The sequence below is a fragment of the Blautia acetigignens genome (genome assembly GCF_025566865.1).
Lineage (GTDB): Bacteria > Bacillota > Clostridia > Lachnospirales > Lachnospiraceae > Blautia_A > Blautia_A acetigignens.
Map to the genome: position 1 here is coordinate 32,991 of NZ_JAOQJM010000013.1, position 14,106 is coordinate 47,096.

General features: G+C 47.0%; 14 protein-coding genes. All 14 read right to left on the reverse strand.

The window, feature by feature from the left end; genetic code table 11:
* Positions 1 to 99 precede the first annotated feature (99 nt).
* Positions 100 to 3,639, reverse strand: a complete 3,540-nt coding sequence (locus OCV70_RS14050) for an isopeptide-forming domain-containing fimbrial protein (protein WP_117854049.1) — start codon at positions 3,637 to 3,639, stop codon at positions 100 to 102.
* A complete protein-coding gene (locus tag OCV70_RS14055) occupies positions 3,636 to 4,271 on the reverse strand; it encodes a hypothetical protein (RefSeq protein WP_117854051.1) in 636 nt (211 codons plus the stop codon). Before OCV70_RS14055 ends, OCV70_RS14050 begins: the two co-directional genes overlap by 4 nt.
* A gap of 1 nt (position 4,272) precedes the next feature.
* Positions 4,273 to 4,752, reverse strand: coding sequence for a signal peptidase I (locus OCV70_RS14060; protein WP_117854054.1), 480 nt, complete (start codon positions 4,750 to 4,752; stop codon positions 4,273 to 4,275).
* On the reverse strand, positions 4,745 to 6,022 hold the full coding sequence (locus OCV70_RS14065; RefSeq protein ID WP_117854056.1) for a hypothetical protein: 1,278 nt from the start codon (positions 6,020 to 6,022) through the stop codon (positions 4,745 to 4,747). Before OCV70_RS14065 ends, OCV70_RS14060 begins: the two co-directional genes overlap by 8 nt.
* Positions 6,023 to 6,041: 19 nt before the next feature.
* Positions 6,042 to 6,815: a TasA family protein gene (locus OCV70_RS14070; protein ID WP_117854058.1), complete on the reverse strand. Its 774-nt coding sequence runs from the start codon at positions 6,813 to 6,815 to the stop codon at positions 6,042 to 6,044.
* Positions 6,816 to 6,841: 26 nt separating this feature from the next.
* Positions 6,842 to 7,525 (reverse strand): hypothetical protein, encoded by a 684-nt coding sequence (locus OCV70_RS14075; RefSeq protein ID WP_021924919.1) that lies wholly within the window; start codon positions 7,523 to 7,525, stop codon positions 6,842 to 6,844.
* A 10-nt stretch (positions 7,526 to 7,535) separates the two neighbouring features.
* The gene (locus OCV70_RS14080) at positions 7,536 to 8,039 is read right to left on the reverse strand and encodes a hypothetical protein (RefSeq protein ID WP_021924920.1); all 504 of its coding nucleotides are present in this window, start codon (positions 8,037 to 8,039) and stop codon (positions 7,536 to 7,538) included.
* Positions 8,040 to 8,431: 392 nt separating this feature from the next.
* A complete protein-coding gene (gene sigH, locus OCV70_RS14085; RefSeq protein ID WP_117854061.1) occupies positions 8,432 to 9,025 on the reverse strand; it encodes an RNA polymerase sporulation sigma factor SigH in 594 nt (197 codons plus the stop codon).
* Between the two features lie 14 nt (positions 9,026 to 9,039).
* Positions 9,040 to 9,771 carry a 23S rRNA (guanosine(2251)-2'-O)-methyltransferase RlmB gene (gene rlmB / locus OCV70_RS14090; RefSeq protein ID WP_117854063.1) on the reverse strand — a complete coding sequence of 244 codons (732 nt, stop codon included), beginning with the start codon at positions 9,769 to 9,771 and terminating at the stop codon, positions 9,040 to 9,042.
* A gap of 19 nt (positions 9,772 to 9,790) precedes the next feature.
* Positions 9,791 to 10,216, reverse strand: coding sequence for a Mini-ribonuclease 3 (locus tag OCV70_RS14095; protein WP_021924923.1), 426 nt, complete (start codon positions 10,214 to 10,216; stop codon positions 9,791 to 9,793).
* On the reverse strand, positions 10,201 to 11,610 hold the full coding sequence (gene cysS / locus OCV70_RS14100) for a cysteine--tRNA ligase (protein WP_117854065.1): 1,410 nt from the start codon (positions 11,608 to 11,610) through the stop codon (positions 10,201 to 10,203). The genes OCV70_RS14095 and cysS overlap by 16 nt, the downstream gene beginning before the upstream one ends.
* 21 nt (positions 11,611 to 11,631) lie before the next feature.
* On the reverse strand, positions 11,632 to 12,108 hold the full coding sequence (ispF, locus tag OCV70_RS14105; RefSeq protein WP_021924925.1) for a 2-C-methyl-D-erythritol 2,4-cyclodiphosphate synthase: 477 nt from the start codon (positions 12,106 to 12,108) through the stop codon (positions 11,632 to 11,634).
* A 245-nt stretch (positions 12,109 to 12,353) separates the two neighbouring features.
* Positions 12,354 to 12,728, reverse strand: coding sequence for a RidA family protein (locus OCV70_RS14110; protein WP_173766700.1), 375 nt, complete (start codon positions 12,726 to 12,728; stop codon positions 12,354 to 12,356).
* 103 nt (positions 12,729 to 12,831) lie between these two features.
* Positions 12,832 to 14,076, reverse strand: coding sequence for a serine hydrolase (locus OCV70_RS14115; RefSeq protein ID WP_117854069.1), 1,245 nt, complete (start codon positions 14,074 to 14,076; stop codon positions 12,832 to 12,834).
* Between the last annotated feature and the right edge of the window lie 30 nt (positions 14,077 to 14,106).

Below are 14,106 nucleotides of genomic sequence, written 5' to 3' on the forward strand. Positions count from 1 at the left end.
TAAAATAATTAAAATTCTTCCCCCAAGCCCAGCCTGTGCCAGGCTGGGCTTTATGATATGGAATCTTTCTTTATGGGAATTTTTTATGAAAAGTTGTTTCTACGGTATGATCACATTTCTCACAAATCCGGTGTCCGTCAGTTCCCGGTCCGTTGTTTTTTTGTTGGTAAATACGGCGGTTCCATTTTGATTCATAGACAGGTCAAACTGCACTTCTTTTCCATTTATCTTTCCGCCGGATACGCCGTCAATCTTTTCCAGTTCATACCGCATGATCCTGCATTCGGAAACGGTATATACTCCTGCAGGAACTTCAAAAGATAGGCTTAGTCTTGCGTCTTTGGAGGTATCTGTATTTTCCCTGGTGAATTCTACTGTATCATAATAAGTGTACTTTTCTCCGTCCAGATCCGTTCCCTGCAAGCGAAATGTAAAAACAGGATTTCCATGGGCCCATACAATTTCCTTTCCATGGATTACTTTGTCCACCTGGATGGTCACCAGCTTCACATCTGTCATCTCAAAGGATTGGACGGCTTCCTCATTTTGGATCACGCATTTTACAGGCGCACCCTTTTTATAGCCTTTTGGAGCTTCCAATTCTGTCAGAAGGTACTCTCCTGCTGCCAGCCGGTTGATTCTGTGGGGTGTTGTCCCAGATATCCAGGTGTCCACGATTTTTCCCTTTGCGTCTGTAAGCCGCAGGGTGGCACCAGCTACCGTTTTTTGGGTGGCCTTGTCTGTTTTTCGAAATTCTGCTTTGGTGTATCCGTTCTCTACTGTAATGGTATGTCCCTGTTCCTGTTCCACAAGACCGTTTTCGTCTACTGTGAATTCATAGGAGCGTCCGTCCGGTACATAGCCATCCGGCGCTGTTTTTTCCTGAAATACGTAGGTTCCAGGGACAAGCCCCTTGATCTGGATCATGCCGTTTGCGTCTGTTGTATAAAGCTTCCCTTTGTCTGCTCCTTGTGTTTTCTCCCACAGAAGAAAGCTTACGCCAGCAAGACACCGATCCGGATCGCTGACATTTTCCTTTTTGGATACCTTTTTAATGCAGACCAGAGTTTCCTCATTTTGGAAGACGGCTGTTTTTTGTGCATCTCCTTCTTTTAATTCCACATCACAGACTTTTGACGTAACCACGTAACCTTTGGGAGGAGTCCGTTCCTCTACTGTATATTTTCCCATATAAAGAGGCTTCGAAATGGCTGTTCCGCTTTCATCCGTAGTAACTTTGTCCACTGTTTCTCCTGAAGAAAGCAGAAGCGTTCCCACAACAGAATAGATATCTGCCGCAGCTTTCACTTCAAATACAGCTCCCTGCAGGTTTCTGCCGGAAGGATCTTTCTTTCGAACAGTTATCGTTCCCTTTGGAGTGTCTTCTTTTATGATCACTTCTGTTTTATCTGTATTTCCGAAAACAGAGGCTGGGGTTCCCTGATGCCATTCAAAAATAACCGAAGCCATATTATACACATGTGCCTCCAGAATGTCCGGATTCTGGTTCACTGCGTAATAAAGCTGCAGACTGCAGCCTTTTTTTAATCTTACCGACAGCTGCAGTCTGAGGATTTTCCCGTAGCTGCTTTCTGGCAGGGAACCAATAGATGACAGCTTAAGCAGCTGATTTTTCACACTTAATTTCCAGTTTCCATCTGTTCCTCCAGAAGTTCCAAATGAAGCCAGCACATTCTGCTCAACCAGAAGCTTTGCGGATTTTAACTCAAAACAGTCTGCAAGCTCATCCTGGATATGAAGACCTGCGATTTTCCACTGTTCTGTGTTTTGGGGAATCTGCTGGGAAATCTCATATACCGTTTCAAAATCTCTGCCCTTATATTCTTTTGCTTTTACCTTTGCTGTTCCGTCTATGATCCATTTCTGCGGTTTTTCCGGTTCCGGCCGCTGAACCTTTGCCCGGGAAACAACCTCATTGGACCAGTTTGTCCCCTCCTGCCCGTTTTTGTGTCTGCAGGTAATGGAACCTTTGTTTTTTACCGCATAGCTGCACACATTCCCACTGTAGGAGGGCGTCATTTCTGATGCGTCCATCCTTGCCTTTATCTGGAATTCATATGTTTTTCCATAGAATGCCGAGGAAGCCAGTGCTGCCTGGGTTGCCTGAAAACTTACCACATCATCCTTCGCTGTGAGCTGAAACCAGGAAGTCACATTTTCCCCGGATGGAAGCATCTTGACAGCCGCATCCTCTGCGAAATCCACTCCTGCAGGGAGTGCATCTGTGATGGTACAGGATCCATAGTAATATGCCGGATGCTCCTCCGGGATTTCGGTCTGAAGGGTATAATAAAACTCATCCGAAATATTCACCAGATCGTTAAAAGCTCCCTGTTCTGCCAGTGTGTTTCCTGTCTTTTTGGTCAGCTTGGGATATTCCACAGGACCGTATCCTTTTGCATCCCACTGAAGCCCTGCCACACTTACACATGTTCCAGTCAACGCCTCTTCATACTGGTTTTGGATTGCTTTCGCCGGGTTCTTTGATACATTCCCGTAACCAGGGCTGAGAATTGCAAGATAAAAGCCAGCGGATTGATCCACTTCATAGACAACGGTATGCTCTGGAACTTCTCCTTCTACCTTGGCGGCAGGAGCTGTCAGCACCTCATAGTTTTTGGAAAAAAGCTCCGTCTGGAACACATTGACTACAGAATCCTTTGTGGCATATCTGTGCCCAATGGAACCATTCTGCAGCCGGATTCCAAAACGCTGGTACAGATCAATATCCAGCCATCTGAAGCGGTAATTTCCCGGTACAGGCGTACTTGTTCCGCTTTTTACAATATCTATTTTGATTTCCTGGGCTGGAAGACCATCTGCAAACAGAAGCCACAGGTCATCCGTATCGCTGATCCCAAAAATAGGCATCAGATCCGTCATTTTTGCACCTTTGTTGTCGTAGGTATAATCCAGATAATCCGTGCAGGTCATCAAAAGGTCCAGACTGGTATTTGCTTCTTTGTTAAAGCCTACGTTTGTAACCCGAAACCCGTATTTTCCTTTTGCACGGTTATCAAGGGGCAGATAATACGGACCCTGTACCGCTCCCTGTATCTTTTGCCCGGCAAGCACACTGCTTCCAGCCTGACTCCAGGGATACACTGCGGAATTGGAATTCCAGCCAAGCCTTGTATATTTGCTGCTGAAAACCGCCTCCCCATTGGTAACCGGAACAAAGCCGCCGTTTCCATTTCGTACAGGCAAACCCTCCTGCACAAAACCAGCATGTGCCGCATACAGGTCGATCAGATTCTCCATATTTTCTTCTGGAACAGCCTCTTCTCCTTCTGAAAAAAGCAGGTCATCCTCTTCCATCTCAGAAAATAGATCATTTTCTGTAAAAAATCCTTCGTCCCCTTCTGCATCCATCTGGTTTTCCAAATCTGTGGCATCCTCTGAACCAGTATCCTCTTCCTCACCGGTATCTTCCGAAATATTTTCCATTTCCTCTTCAGAGTTCCACGCTTCCTGCTCCTCTGCTCCTGCGGCTTCTTTCTCCCTTTCTATGGCTTTGCCCTCTTCCTGGGCCAATGCCCTGCTATCCGGATGGGAAAATACCGCAGGCACAGCGATCACAGCTGCCAGTACAGCCTTTCTAAAAAATCTTTTCCTCATCCTGCGTCCTCCTGGCGGTCTGCCTCATACTGTTTTAAATAATTCTCATACTTTTTCTCCATGGTCATTCCTTCATCCTGCATCTGGATCACCTTTGCAGTTACAGGCACATCATAGCTTCTTTTCACATCAAGCTCCCCTTCCAGATAGAGAACCGTCACAATCTCGGAAAACAGAGGCGCAGTGCTTTCTCCTGGCATTAGTACCTTTTTATAGCCGTAAACATATTTCTGGCCATTCCGGTCCTGTTCCTTAGAAAGCAGCGTCCATTTCCCTGTGTCTGCCTCAAACTGAAACAGTTCTCTTCTTTCCTTTTCTGTTTTTTTCCCGGTTTTTTCATCCACCACGAAAATGTTTTCCACCGGGATCCTGACTTCCAGAAAAACATTTGCCTCATTCTTTCCTGTATTCTGCACAACAGGATCCTTCTCCAGGGTCTGACCGGGATACACCTTCAACGCCTTCTCTGCATCCCAATGTGCCTCTGTCAGCCTGGCTTTTACAGAGCCTGCTGTGATCACATTTCTCACCTCGCCCACTGATCTGGTGAGATATGCAATTGTAACAGCCCCGGAAAATGCAATTCCCAGCAGCAGGCCTGCGCCTCCCAGTATGTACCGTTTTTTCCTCATTTTATTTCACGCTCCTTTTTGCTTTCACGCCTTCCCAGATATTCATGCACAGAGAAAACGCCAGGAAACAGGACAAAACCGCCGCTTTTCCATTCCAAGTGCCAAGAAACAGCCGTACATACCCCACATAGGGAACTGTAAAAACAACAGTTCCATATACATTCTCCCACTTCACAGGTTGGGTATCCTGCTTCTCGTTTGCATCTCCTTTTGTCATAAACAGCTGGGCGTTTTCATCTATTTCCATCACCCGGTGAGTGATAACCGTTTCCCCTTCAAAAAAAGTGATGATCTCCCCTTTTTTTATTTCCCGGGGCTGCTTCTCTTTCACATAAACGGCAGCCCCCACCGGAAGTGCCGGTGACATGCTCCCTGATACTACGGTATAACATCTCATTTTCAGAATCTGCGGATAGCAAAAACAGATCAGCATACCAGAAAGAATAATCAAGCACATAGCTTTTGGATATCTTTTATTCATCCTGGCTTTCCTTTCTGTACAGCCGCCAGCTGCTGACCGCCATTGCTGCCAGGGCACCAAACAATGCCAGCCATTTCACCGCAGCTTTTGTCTCATCCCCTGTTTTCGGGCTTGCTGCCACAGATGAAAAAACTTTTTCCCTTTCATTCTGGCTGTTCCCTTCTCTGGAATTCTGCTGACCGTATTCTTTTTCGGAACCATCCGGATCTTCTTCTCTTTTACCTGCTCCCTGCGCCGAAAATACCCAGTTTACTCTGCCAAGAAGGCTCTGATACTGGTTGTCCATCTCTTCGCTTAAGGACAGCTTCACCACCAGGCTTTTCCCTTCGCCTGCTGCAAAATCTCCAAGAGAAATATTCTCCTTCATGCTCCAGCCTGCCCCGGTCACGTTTCCGTCCACAGCACCCTGATAAAGAACTTTGCTGTCCTGCCGAATCTCCACCACAGCATATCTGGACAGAAGCTTTTCCACCAGTTCCAGATTTTCCTGACTCATTTTTTCCTGCTCTGCAAGCTCTGCACGCAGATACATCTGAACCGGAATCTGAGAGGAATTGGTGATGCGGATGGTCTGGCTTCTTGTGCATCCCGGCGTCAGGTTTTTGAAATTGGCAAACAGATCTGTGGTCTCCCCGCCGATTTTCAGCTTCTGGTTTTCCCCGAAGATTACACTTGTTACAGTCTCACAGGTACAGGGCTGATAGAAAATCCCCAGATCCCGCTCCATTTTTCCCCAGATGGTCTCCATCTCACCGCCTTCAGCCTGAATGCTCTCCATATTGATGAGGATCCTGGCCTCTTTGTTTTTGTAGCGGTTGTCCGCTTTTTCGGACAGATAATATCGGTCCATCAGAGGCTTTCTGGTACTTTCTCCTGCCAGCAGAACATCCTTGTAGTACCAGTACCCATCATCCTCCAACGTCCAGAGATCCGTATTGTAGTGAATTTCGATCAGCCCTGGATCCAGATCCTTCTCTTCCTGAAAGCTCCCCTCTTCATCCACGCTCCCGAACATGCTGGTAACCTTCACCCGCACAAAAGAGTCCGTATTTCCCTCATTTTTAATAAATACTTCCTTCACGACTTTCTGTCCGGGATCTACATGATCCGGTCTTATATAATTCTCCTGTATGGAATTTTTGTAGGAGGACATAGACAGCAGGTTTTCGGCATATTCTGATACATTCCACGCAGCCAGCACAGCACCGCATACAAACAGCATTCCTGCAAACACAAGAAGGGCCATACATGTAAACGTATGCTTTTTCATAGCATCTCTTCCTTTCTGATCAGTTCACGCCAGCGCTCCTGATCTCCTGCAGAGTGCCTCCTTTGATCTCCTCATCCAGCATGCGGTACGCCTCTGCCTGTGTGGCAAAGCCCTTGCTCTGAATTGCCTGCGCAGTTACCTTCAGCTGATAGTTGCCCACCTTTTTCATTTCCGTCTGGTTCCAGTCGATGGGAATCACCACATTGGTGAACAGAGTGGATTCCTCCTGGATATTCAGAATCCCATCTCCGTTTTTGCCCATATAGTTGTATACCAGCTTAGACGCCGTAGATCTTGCCGTATCCTTTTCCCAAAGAGGATTCACCATCGGGTATGCCGCCAGCTCTGAAAGGCTGTAGCCTGGAATCCGGTCCTGGATCAACCCGGTTGAGGTTCCTTCCTTTTTGTCGTATCCGCCATCAAAGCTTTCATCATAATAGATGGTTTTGTAGATCAGATTCAGCGCCTGGCTGTCTGTCACATCTGCGCCGTCTCCATCCAGAATGTCCACGATCATCCGCACATAGCAGGGTTCTTCCCCATTTTTGTCTGAGGTAATATTTTTCACAGTAGGATTTTTGTATACGGTATAACCGGGATACATGTTTTTTCCATCGTTGTCTTTTGGATCCCATTCCGGTTCCTTCAGACCAATATCCAGATCACCGGTTGTAAAAACATTTGTTTCCTGGGCACTCTCGGTAAAATAAGCCATGGTAGTGCCGATTCCGGAAAGCAGTGCGCACAAGATCACGCCTGCTGCCAGTAAGTTTCTTTTCTTTGTATTCGTCATTTTTTCTCTTCCTTTCTTGCTGATTTTTACTGAAACTGGAACAAACCGGCTTCATAAGCTGCCTTCGGGTTGTCCAGTCCATAGCTTGCTTCTCCAGGCATCTGCTGCAGGACGTGCCCGGAAATCCGGATTTCGACACCGCCCATTTCCAGCACTTTGTTCTGCCTTGCATAATTGACGCTTTTATCGACAGATACCTGGGTAAATAAGGGAACGGTTGTCTCCCCTTCTCCTGGAAAATTCCGTTTCAGGACTCTGGAATAGTAAAAGCACTGGACCGGATCCGTGTCTTTCTGGTTCTGAAAGCGAATCCAGTCACTCTTCTTTGGATCATCGCTGTTGTAATCGATCTGGTATACATCCACTGCTTTTTTCATATCTGCAGCGCTCAAAAGCTTTCCTTTTTTCGAAGGATCCGGGCAGCTGTCTGTGTAGACAAACTCACATTTCAGCGCCACCAGCTCATTCATATCCAGTTCTGAGGTATTGGTCACCTGAGGATCCTTGGGGATCACCGCTCCCGGCACTGTAAGAAGTCCCTTCCGCGGATTCCAGGATGGCTCTGTCAGCCTGGCATTCAGCCCGTTTTCCCCGGCAAACGCCAGCTGATTTGACACATATGCACTGTCACTGATATAAGCCAGGGCCGTTCCCCCGCCTGCTGCCAGACAGGTCAGTGCAGCTAAACATACTATGATTTTTTTCTTCATCTGTCCCTCCTTACAGTCTGGCAAAGGCTTCTTCCGGGGAAGAAAATCCCTCTGCCTGGACGGATTCTTCGTAAACCAGAATATCAAAACTTACCAACTCATCTTTTTTCACTGTATTTTTTATAACAATCTTATCAAAAATTACATCTGTACGCTGTCCAGACAACACTTTTTTCTGATAATAATAGTATCCGTCTTCTCCTTTTTTCCAGCTGTCTGCAATCTCTAGCGGCTGGCACTGTGCTTCTCCCCTGTCATTGCTGAAAATCACCCTGGCCCGGATAAATACCGGGAAGCCAGAATCATTTGCAATACAGGGCTTTTTCTTAATCACCTGCCCGGGCTTTACCTCATCCGGCGGTTCAAATTCTTCCTCAATATGAGTGGTATTCTCCAAAATCCGAATCTGATTGACCGTTTCTTTTTGGTCGATCAGATAGGCATATACCACAGAACCTGTAATTCCCGCAGTCAGACAGCACGCAAGTACAAAAATCATCCATCTTTTCTTCATGGATCCGCTTTGGCAGAAAAAATTTCTGCCAACTCCTTTCTTTGGGGATTTTCTGTTGTCACATCAAATATCCGGGACAAATTTTTGCCCCAAAGCTGCTTGGCACAATGGAATCACCTCCAGACTTCGAATGATAAATTAGAGAATAAAATCATGTGAATAAAAATAGAAAAGCTGACATGATAGAATATAAAAAATAGATAAATTGATTTCTTCTGGATTTAAATAAAAAAGCAAATTGGATTTTATAACAAATTTGATAAATTAGAATTTTAGATATTACTGACGCGTCCTTCCCGGACGCATTGATTACTTGATATGATAACAGATTTTTTTCAAAAGTCAAGACAGGAAATCTAAAAGAAAAATAAACTCTTTTTCATTTCTCTTTTTTATTTCCTGTTCTGACTTATCACTTCACGGATTTTCGCCCGTATTCTCTGCAGGGCATTGTCAATGGATTTCGGGGATTTTCCCAGGATTCTGCCGATCTCCACATAGCCTTCCCCCTTCAGGTACAGATCCAGCACCTTATTCTCCATGGGGCTTAAATAGTCAGAAATTTTCTGCTGAAGATCCCGGGTGGTTTCCTGGTCAATGATGATCTCCTCCGGATTTTCCACGCTAAGCTCCCAGATGGGACTGCTCTCGTCCTCCTGGTTCAACGAAACATAGGAATTCAAAGGCAGATGCTTCTGGCGGTTGGAATTCTGGATGGCGCTGTAGATCTGGCGGTCAATGCACATTCTTGCGAAGGTGGCAAAGGTGGCCTCCCTGCCTGGCTGAAAGTCACGGACTGCCTTAAACAGCCCGATCATTCCCTCCTGAATCAGGTCATCGGTATCTCCGCCTATGAGAAACATGGCCCTGGCTTTCTGACGCACAAGGCCTTTATATTTCTCCATGAGATAATCCTCAATAATGGTTTCTCCATCCCGCAGACGGGCGATCAGTTCTTCATCACTTATATTATCGAACTTTCCCATAGTTCCTCCGGATTTTATTTCATTCTCTGGCGGACTACCTCATAGGCAAGGATTCCTGCTGCCACAGACGCATTCAGGGAGTCGATATCTCCCTTCATGGGAATGGCTGCCGCAAAGTCACATTTTTCTTTTACAAGACGGCTGACGCCCTCTCCTTCATTGCCAATCACGACGCCCATAGGACCTGTGAGATTCAGGTTGTACATCAGTTCTCCGCCCATATCTGCGCATACGAACCACATGCCCTCTTTTTTCAGCTCCTCAATGGTCTGTCCAAGGTTGGAAACCTTGGCAACCGGAGTGTAGTTCAGGGCACCTGCAGATGTCTTGGCAACCGTGGATGTCAGTCCTACTGCGTGTCTTTTGGGGATGATCACCCCGTGAGCTCCTGCAAGGTTGGCTGTACGGATGATGGCGCCCAGGTTGTGGGGATCCTCAATGTCATCCAGCAGGAAAACAAAAGGAGCCTCCCCCTTTTCCCTTGCTTTTTCCAGAATGTCCTCCACTGTGGAATATTCGTAGGCTGCCACCTGTGCGATCACGCCCTGATGAGCACCGGTCTCGCTTAACTGGTCCAGCCGCTCCTTCTGTACAAAATTTATAATCGTATCTTTTTTTCTTGCTTCTCTTATAATGGTGCGCACCGGTCCGTCCTGGCATCTGTCCAGCACGAAAAGCTTGTCCACGCATTTGCCTGAACGGAATGCTTCCAGTACCGCATTTCTTCCTTCAATCTGCTCGCTCATTTGCAGCCTCCTGTTTTTCCTATAAACTCTCTTCCGGGATTCCCTTTCTTACCAGCTCCACAATTCTGGAATAATCCTCCTTCAGGTACAGATAGCCCATCAGCGCTTCAAAGCCTGTGGCTCTTCTGTAGTCTGCCATTGTGGCGTGCTTCGCCATTGTGGGGGAATGTGCATTTCTTCCCCTTTTGTAGACGGCCAGCTCTTCTTCTGTAAGAATGGGCTCCAGAGTCTCCATCATTTTGGACTGTGCCCCTGCCTTCACCAGGCTGCTTGCATGCTTATGAAGCTGATTGACCGGACAGTTGCCTTTTTTTACAAGGATGGTCCGGATCACCAGCTCATAGACGCCGTCACCGATATAGGCCAGTGTCAGCGGGGAGTAAGTCCGCAGATCCCGGTCTTTTAAGCCAAACAGCTCTTTTAATTCATTTAAGCCCGTTTCCATTTTACTCCTTCGCGTGTATCCTTCAGAATAATTCCTTTTGCCAGAAGCTCATCGCGGATCTCGTCTGCTCTTGCAAAATTCTTTGCCTTTCTTGCTTCCTGGCGCTCCTGGATCAGATCTTCGATCTCTTTGTCCAGAATCTCTTCTTTCTTCACTGCAATAATACCAAGCACATCGCAAAGCTTTACAAGGAGTTCAAGAAGTCCTGCTGCAAATGCTTTGCTGCTCTCTTCTGTTACATTGGTATTGGCAAATTTCACCAGCTCAAATACAGCTGCAAGTGCATCGGCAGTATTGAAATCGTCATCCATTGCCTCTTCAAATTTCTTCACAAAGCCGGATGCCTCTGCAAGAAGTGCCTGTTCCTGCTCTGTCAGGTCTGCTGCCTGTGCATTGTCCTTGTGGTCCTTCAGGCTTGCTGCTGCATCTGTGATTCTCTCCAGTGCGTTCTTGGAGGATTCCATAAGGTCAGCGCTGAAGTTCAGCGGGCTTCTGTAATGTGCATTAAGCATGAAGAAGCGGAGTACCTGAAGATCGTACTGCTCGCTGATCTCACGGACAGTGCGGAAGTTTCCAAGGGACTTGGACATCTTGCGGTTGTCAATGTTCAGGAATGCGTTGTGCATCCAGTATCTTGCAAAAATCTTATCGTTGCAGCACTCGCTCTGTGCGATCTCATTCTCATGGTGCGGGAAGATCAGGTCCTCTCCGCCAGCGTGAATATCGATCTCCTCTCCAAGATATTTCTTAGACATTACAGAGCACTCAATGTGCCAGCCCGGACGGCCGTCACACCATGGAGAAGTCCAGTATGGCTCGCCTTCCTTCTTCGGCTTCCAGAGAACGAAATCAAGGGGATCTTCCTTCTGGTCCTCGCCGGACACCTGAAGTGCACGGAATCCGGACTGAAGATCGTCCAGGTTCTTATGGGAAAGCTTGCCGTATTCTTTAAATTTCTTCACACGGAAATACACGGTTCCGTCAGATGCCGCATAAGCGTAGCCCTTGTCCATAAGGGTCTGGATCATGCTGATCATGCCGTCGATTTCCTGGGTTGCCTGAGGATGTGTGGTAGCCGGCTTTACATTCATGCCAGCCATATCCTTCTTGCACTCTGCAATGTATCTGGTGGAAACCTCCTCTGCGGAAACGCCCTCCTCGATTGCTTTCTTGATGATCTTGTCATCTACGTCTGTAAAGTTGGATACGTAGTTTACTTCATATCCCTTATATTCCAGATAACGGCGAACAGTATCAAAAATGATCATCGGACGTGCATTTCCGATGTGGATCAGATTGTATACAGTCGGTCCGCAAACATACATTTTTACCTTTCCCTCTTCAAGGGGTACGAATTCCTCTTTCTGACGGGTCAGTGTGTTAAAAATCTTCATTGTAGTTCTCCCTCCGGTCCTTTATTTCTTCTTGTACAAAAGGCAGACAGCCTGGGATGCAATTCCCTCTTCTCTTCCGGTAAAGCCAAGCTTCTCCTCTGTGGTTGCCTTAATGTTCAGACATTCCTCATCCATGTGAAGAGCTCTGGCAATGTTTGCTCTCATCTGCGGAATATGAGGTGCCATCTTAGGCTTCTGGGCGATGATCACTGCATCAATATTGCCCACACCGTATCCCTTCTCATCAAGAAGAGCTGCCACATGCTCCAGAAGCTTCACACTGGAAATTCCCTCGTATGCCGGGTCTGTATCTGGAAAATGCTGTCCGATATCTCCAAGAGCTGCTGCGCCAAGAAGCGCATCCATAATGGCGTGGATCAGAACATCGGCATCCGAATGTCCAAGAAGGCCTTTTTCCCAGGGAATCTTCACGCCTCCAAGAATCAGGTCCCGGTCCTCTGTCAGTCTGTGTACATCATATCCCATTCCAACTCTCATAAGATTTTCCACTATTTTGCCCTGCCTTTCTTTTATAAAAAAGGATTCTTCTCATTGGTGATCCAGGCTGCTGCCTGAACCGTTCAAAAAATCCCCATGCTATCGTTGGCTATTATACATGATTTTCGTTTAAAAAGCAACGGAAAAAGACCTCCCGGTGAATCCGGAAGGTCTCGTTCTAAACCGTACAGTGAAAACCAAGTTCCATCATACGGCATGGTTCTGACAAACGTCATATGTAATCATCAGTCAACGGCTGCGATTACCTCTACCTCGCAGAGTACGTTCTTCGGAAGTGTCTTCACTGCTACGCAGGAACGTGCCGGCTTGTTTACAAAGTATTTCGCATATACTTCGTTAAACTTGGCAAAATCTCCCATGTCAGCAAGGAAACAGGTAGTCTTGACAGCGTTCTCAAAGCTGCTTCCAGCTTCTTTCAGAACTTCGCCCAGGTTCTTCATAACCTGCTCAGCCTGAACCTCGATGGTGTCTCCGCTGATCTCGCCTGTTGCAGGATCAACCGGGATCTGTCCGGATGTAAATAATACTCCGTTTAAAATCATAGCCTGTGAATATGGTCCGATTGCTGCTGGTGCCTTATCTGTGTAAACTACTTTCATGATAAAAATCTCCTTTCTAAATCGCCTCTTGTTATGTTCATGCTATCGCAAAATTTTGTTAGTGTCAAGCAATTTTTTTGGATAGCAGCTGTCATTTCTTTCACTACCAGTTCAGTGCATAGTACGTCAGCGCCGAGATCATCCGGATATTGGAAACAGCGGTCTCTTCCGTGCCTCCGTTCTCCGACATCACGCACAGAACATAGTCCGTCCGGTCTCCGTATACAATGGCAATGTCATGCTGATTGCTGTCGTTTTCCCCGGTTTTGTTGGCTATGGTGATGGAATCCGTAAGACCGCCTGGGATCTTGGTTCTTGTGTCCTGCATAAGAAGGAAGGACAGCATCTGGCTGGAGGCTTCCTCACTGACGCACTCGCCCCGGTAAATGCTCTCCAGCAGTTTTCCGCAGTCCTCCACAGATGTGGTGTTGCTGCCGCCCAGTCCCACCGGCTCTGTACTGGAAGGCGCAAGAGTGTGCAGCACAGCGGTTTCCTGATAGCCCTGGCCCCGAAGGAAACGGTTGATCACCCTTGCCCCTGCATTAAACTGCATGGACGGAGTCTGAAGCCTTACCATCTCATTGAAGGATTCATTGTCGCTGAAGGTTACCATGTTCTCTGTCAGTGCATACAGCTTGTTCAGAACGGTATCGCTGAGGGGTTCTGCTTTCAGGATTGTTCCCTCCTGCACACGGAGACGATCCATATTTTCATAGCTGGCTGCCATGACAAATGCCTTGATCACGCTCGCTGAGGTCATAGACTGATTGTTGATGGAAAACTGTTCGCCGCTGCCTAAATCCTTCACATAAACGCTCCACTGCCCTTCAAAACCGTTTAGCAGCTCTTCCAGCTTTTTTTCCAGACTGTCTGTGCCTGGCTTTACCAGCTCTTTTATTTTTCCATCTGTCTCCACGGTCAGTCCCTGAACCGTCACGCCGCCAGAAGATAAGCTTCCGGTCTGCTCATCAAAATAATAATAGCCGTCAAACAGCTGCCCCTGGCACCGCATTCTGGAAACATAGTGAATGCCGCCTTCCAGCGCCAGCCGTCCACTCTCATCGTGATAGTAATAGCCGTCCAAAACCTTTCCGTCTACTGCAAAATGATCAAAATAATGAACTGCGCATCGGACATCCGGGGAACCATCCTGGTCCACACAGTAAAGCCCGTCGTCCTCTTTTTTTATATATTTGCCGCTATTCTCAAAAACAGACAGATCCTCGCCGTTCGCATAGACCGTGGCTGTCAGCTTTTCCCCAGTCAGAGTTCCCGGCTGCGGCGCGAACATTCCGGATATTCCCAGAATCGCCGCAGCCATAATTTTCAAATACTGCACTTTTTTCATTCTGTTCTCCTTTTTGGTTAAGGGCAGTAT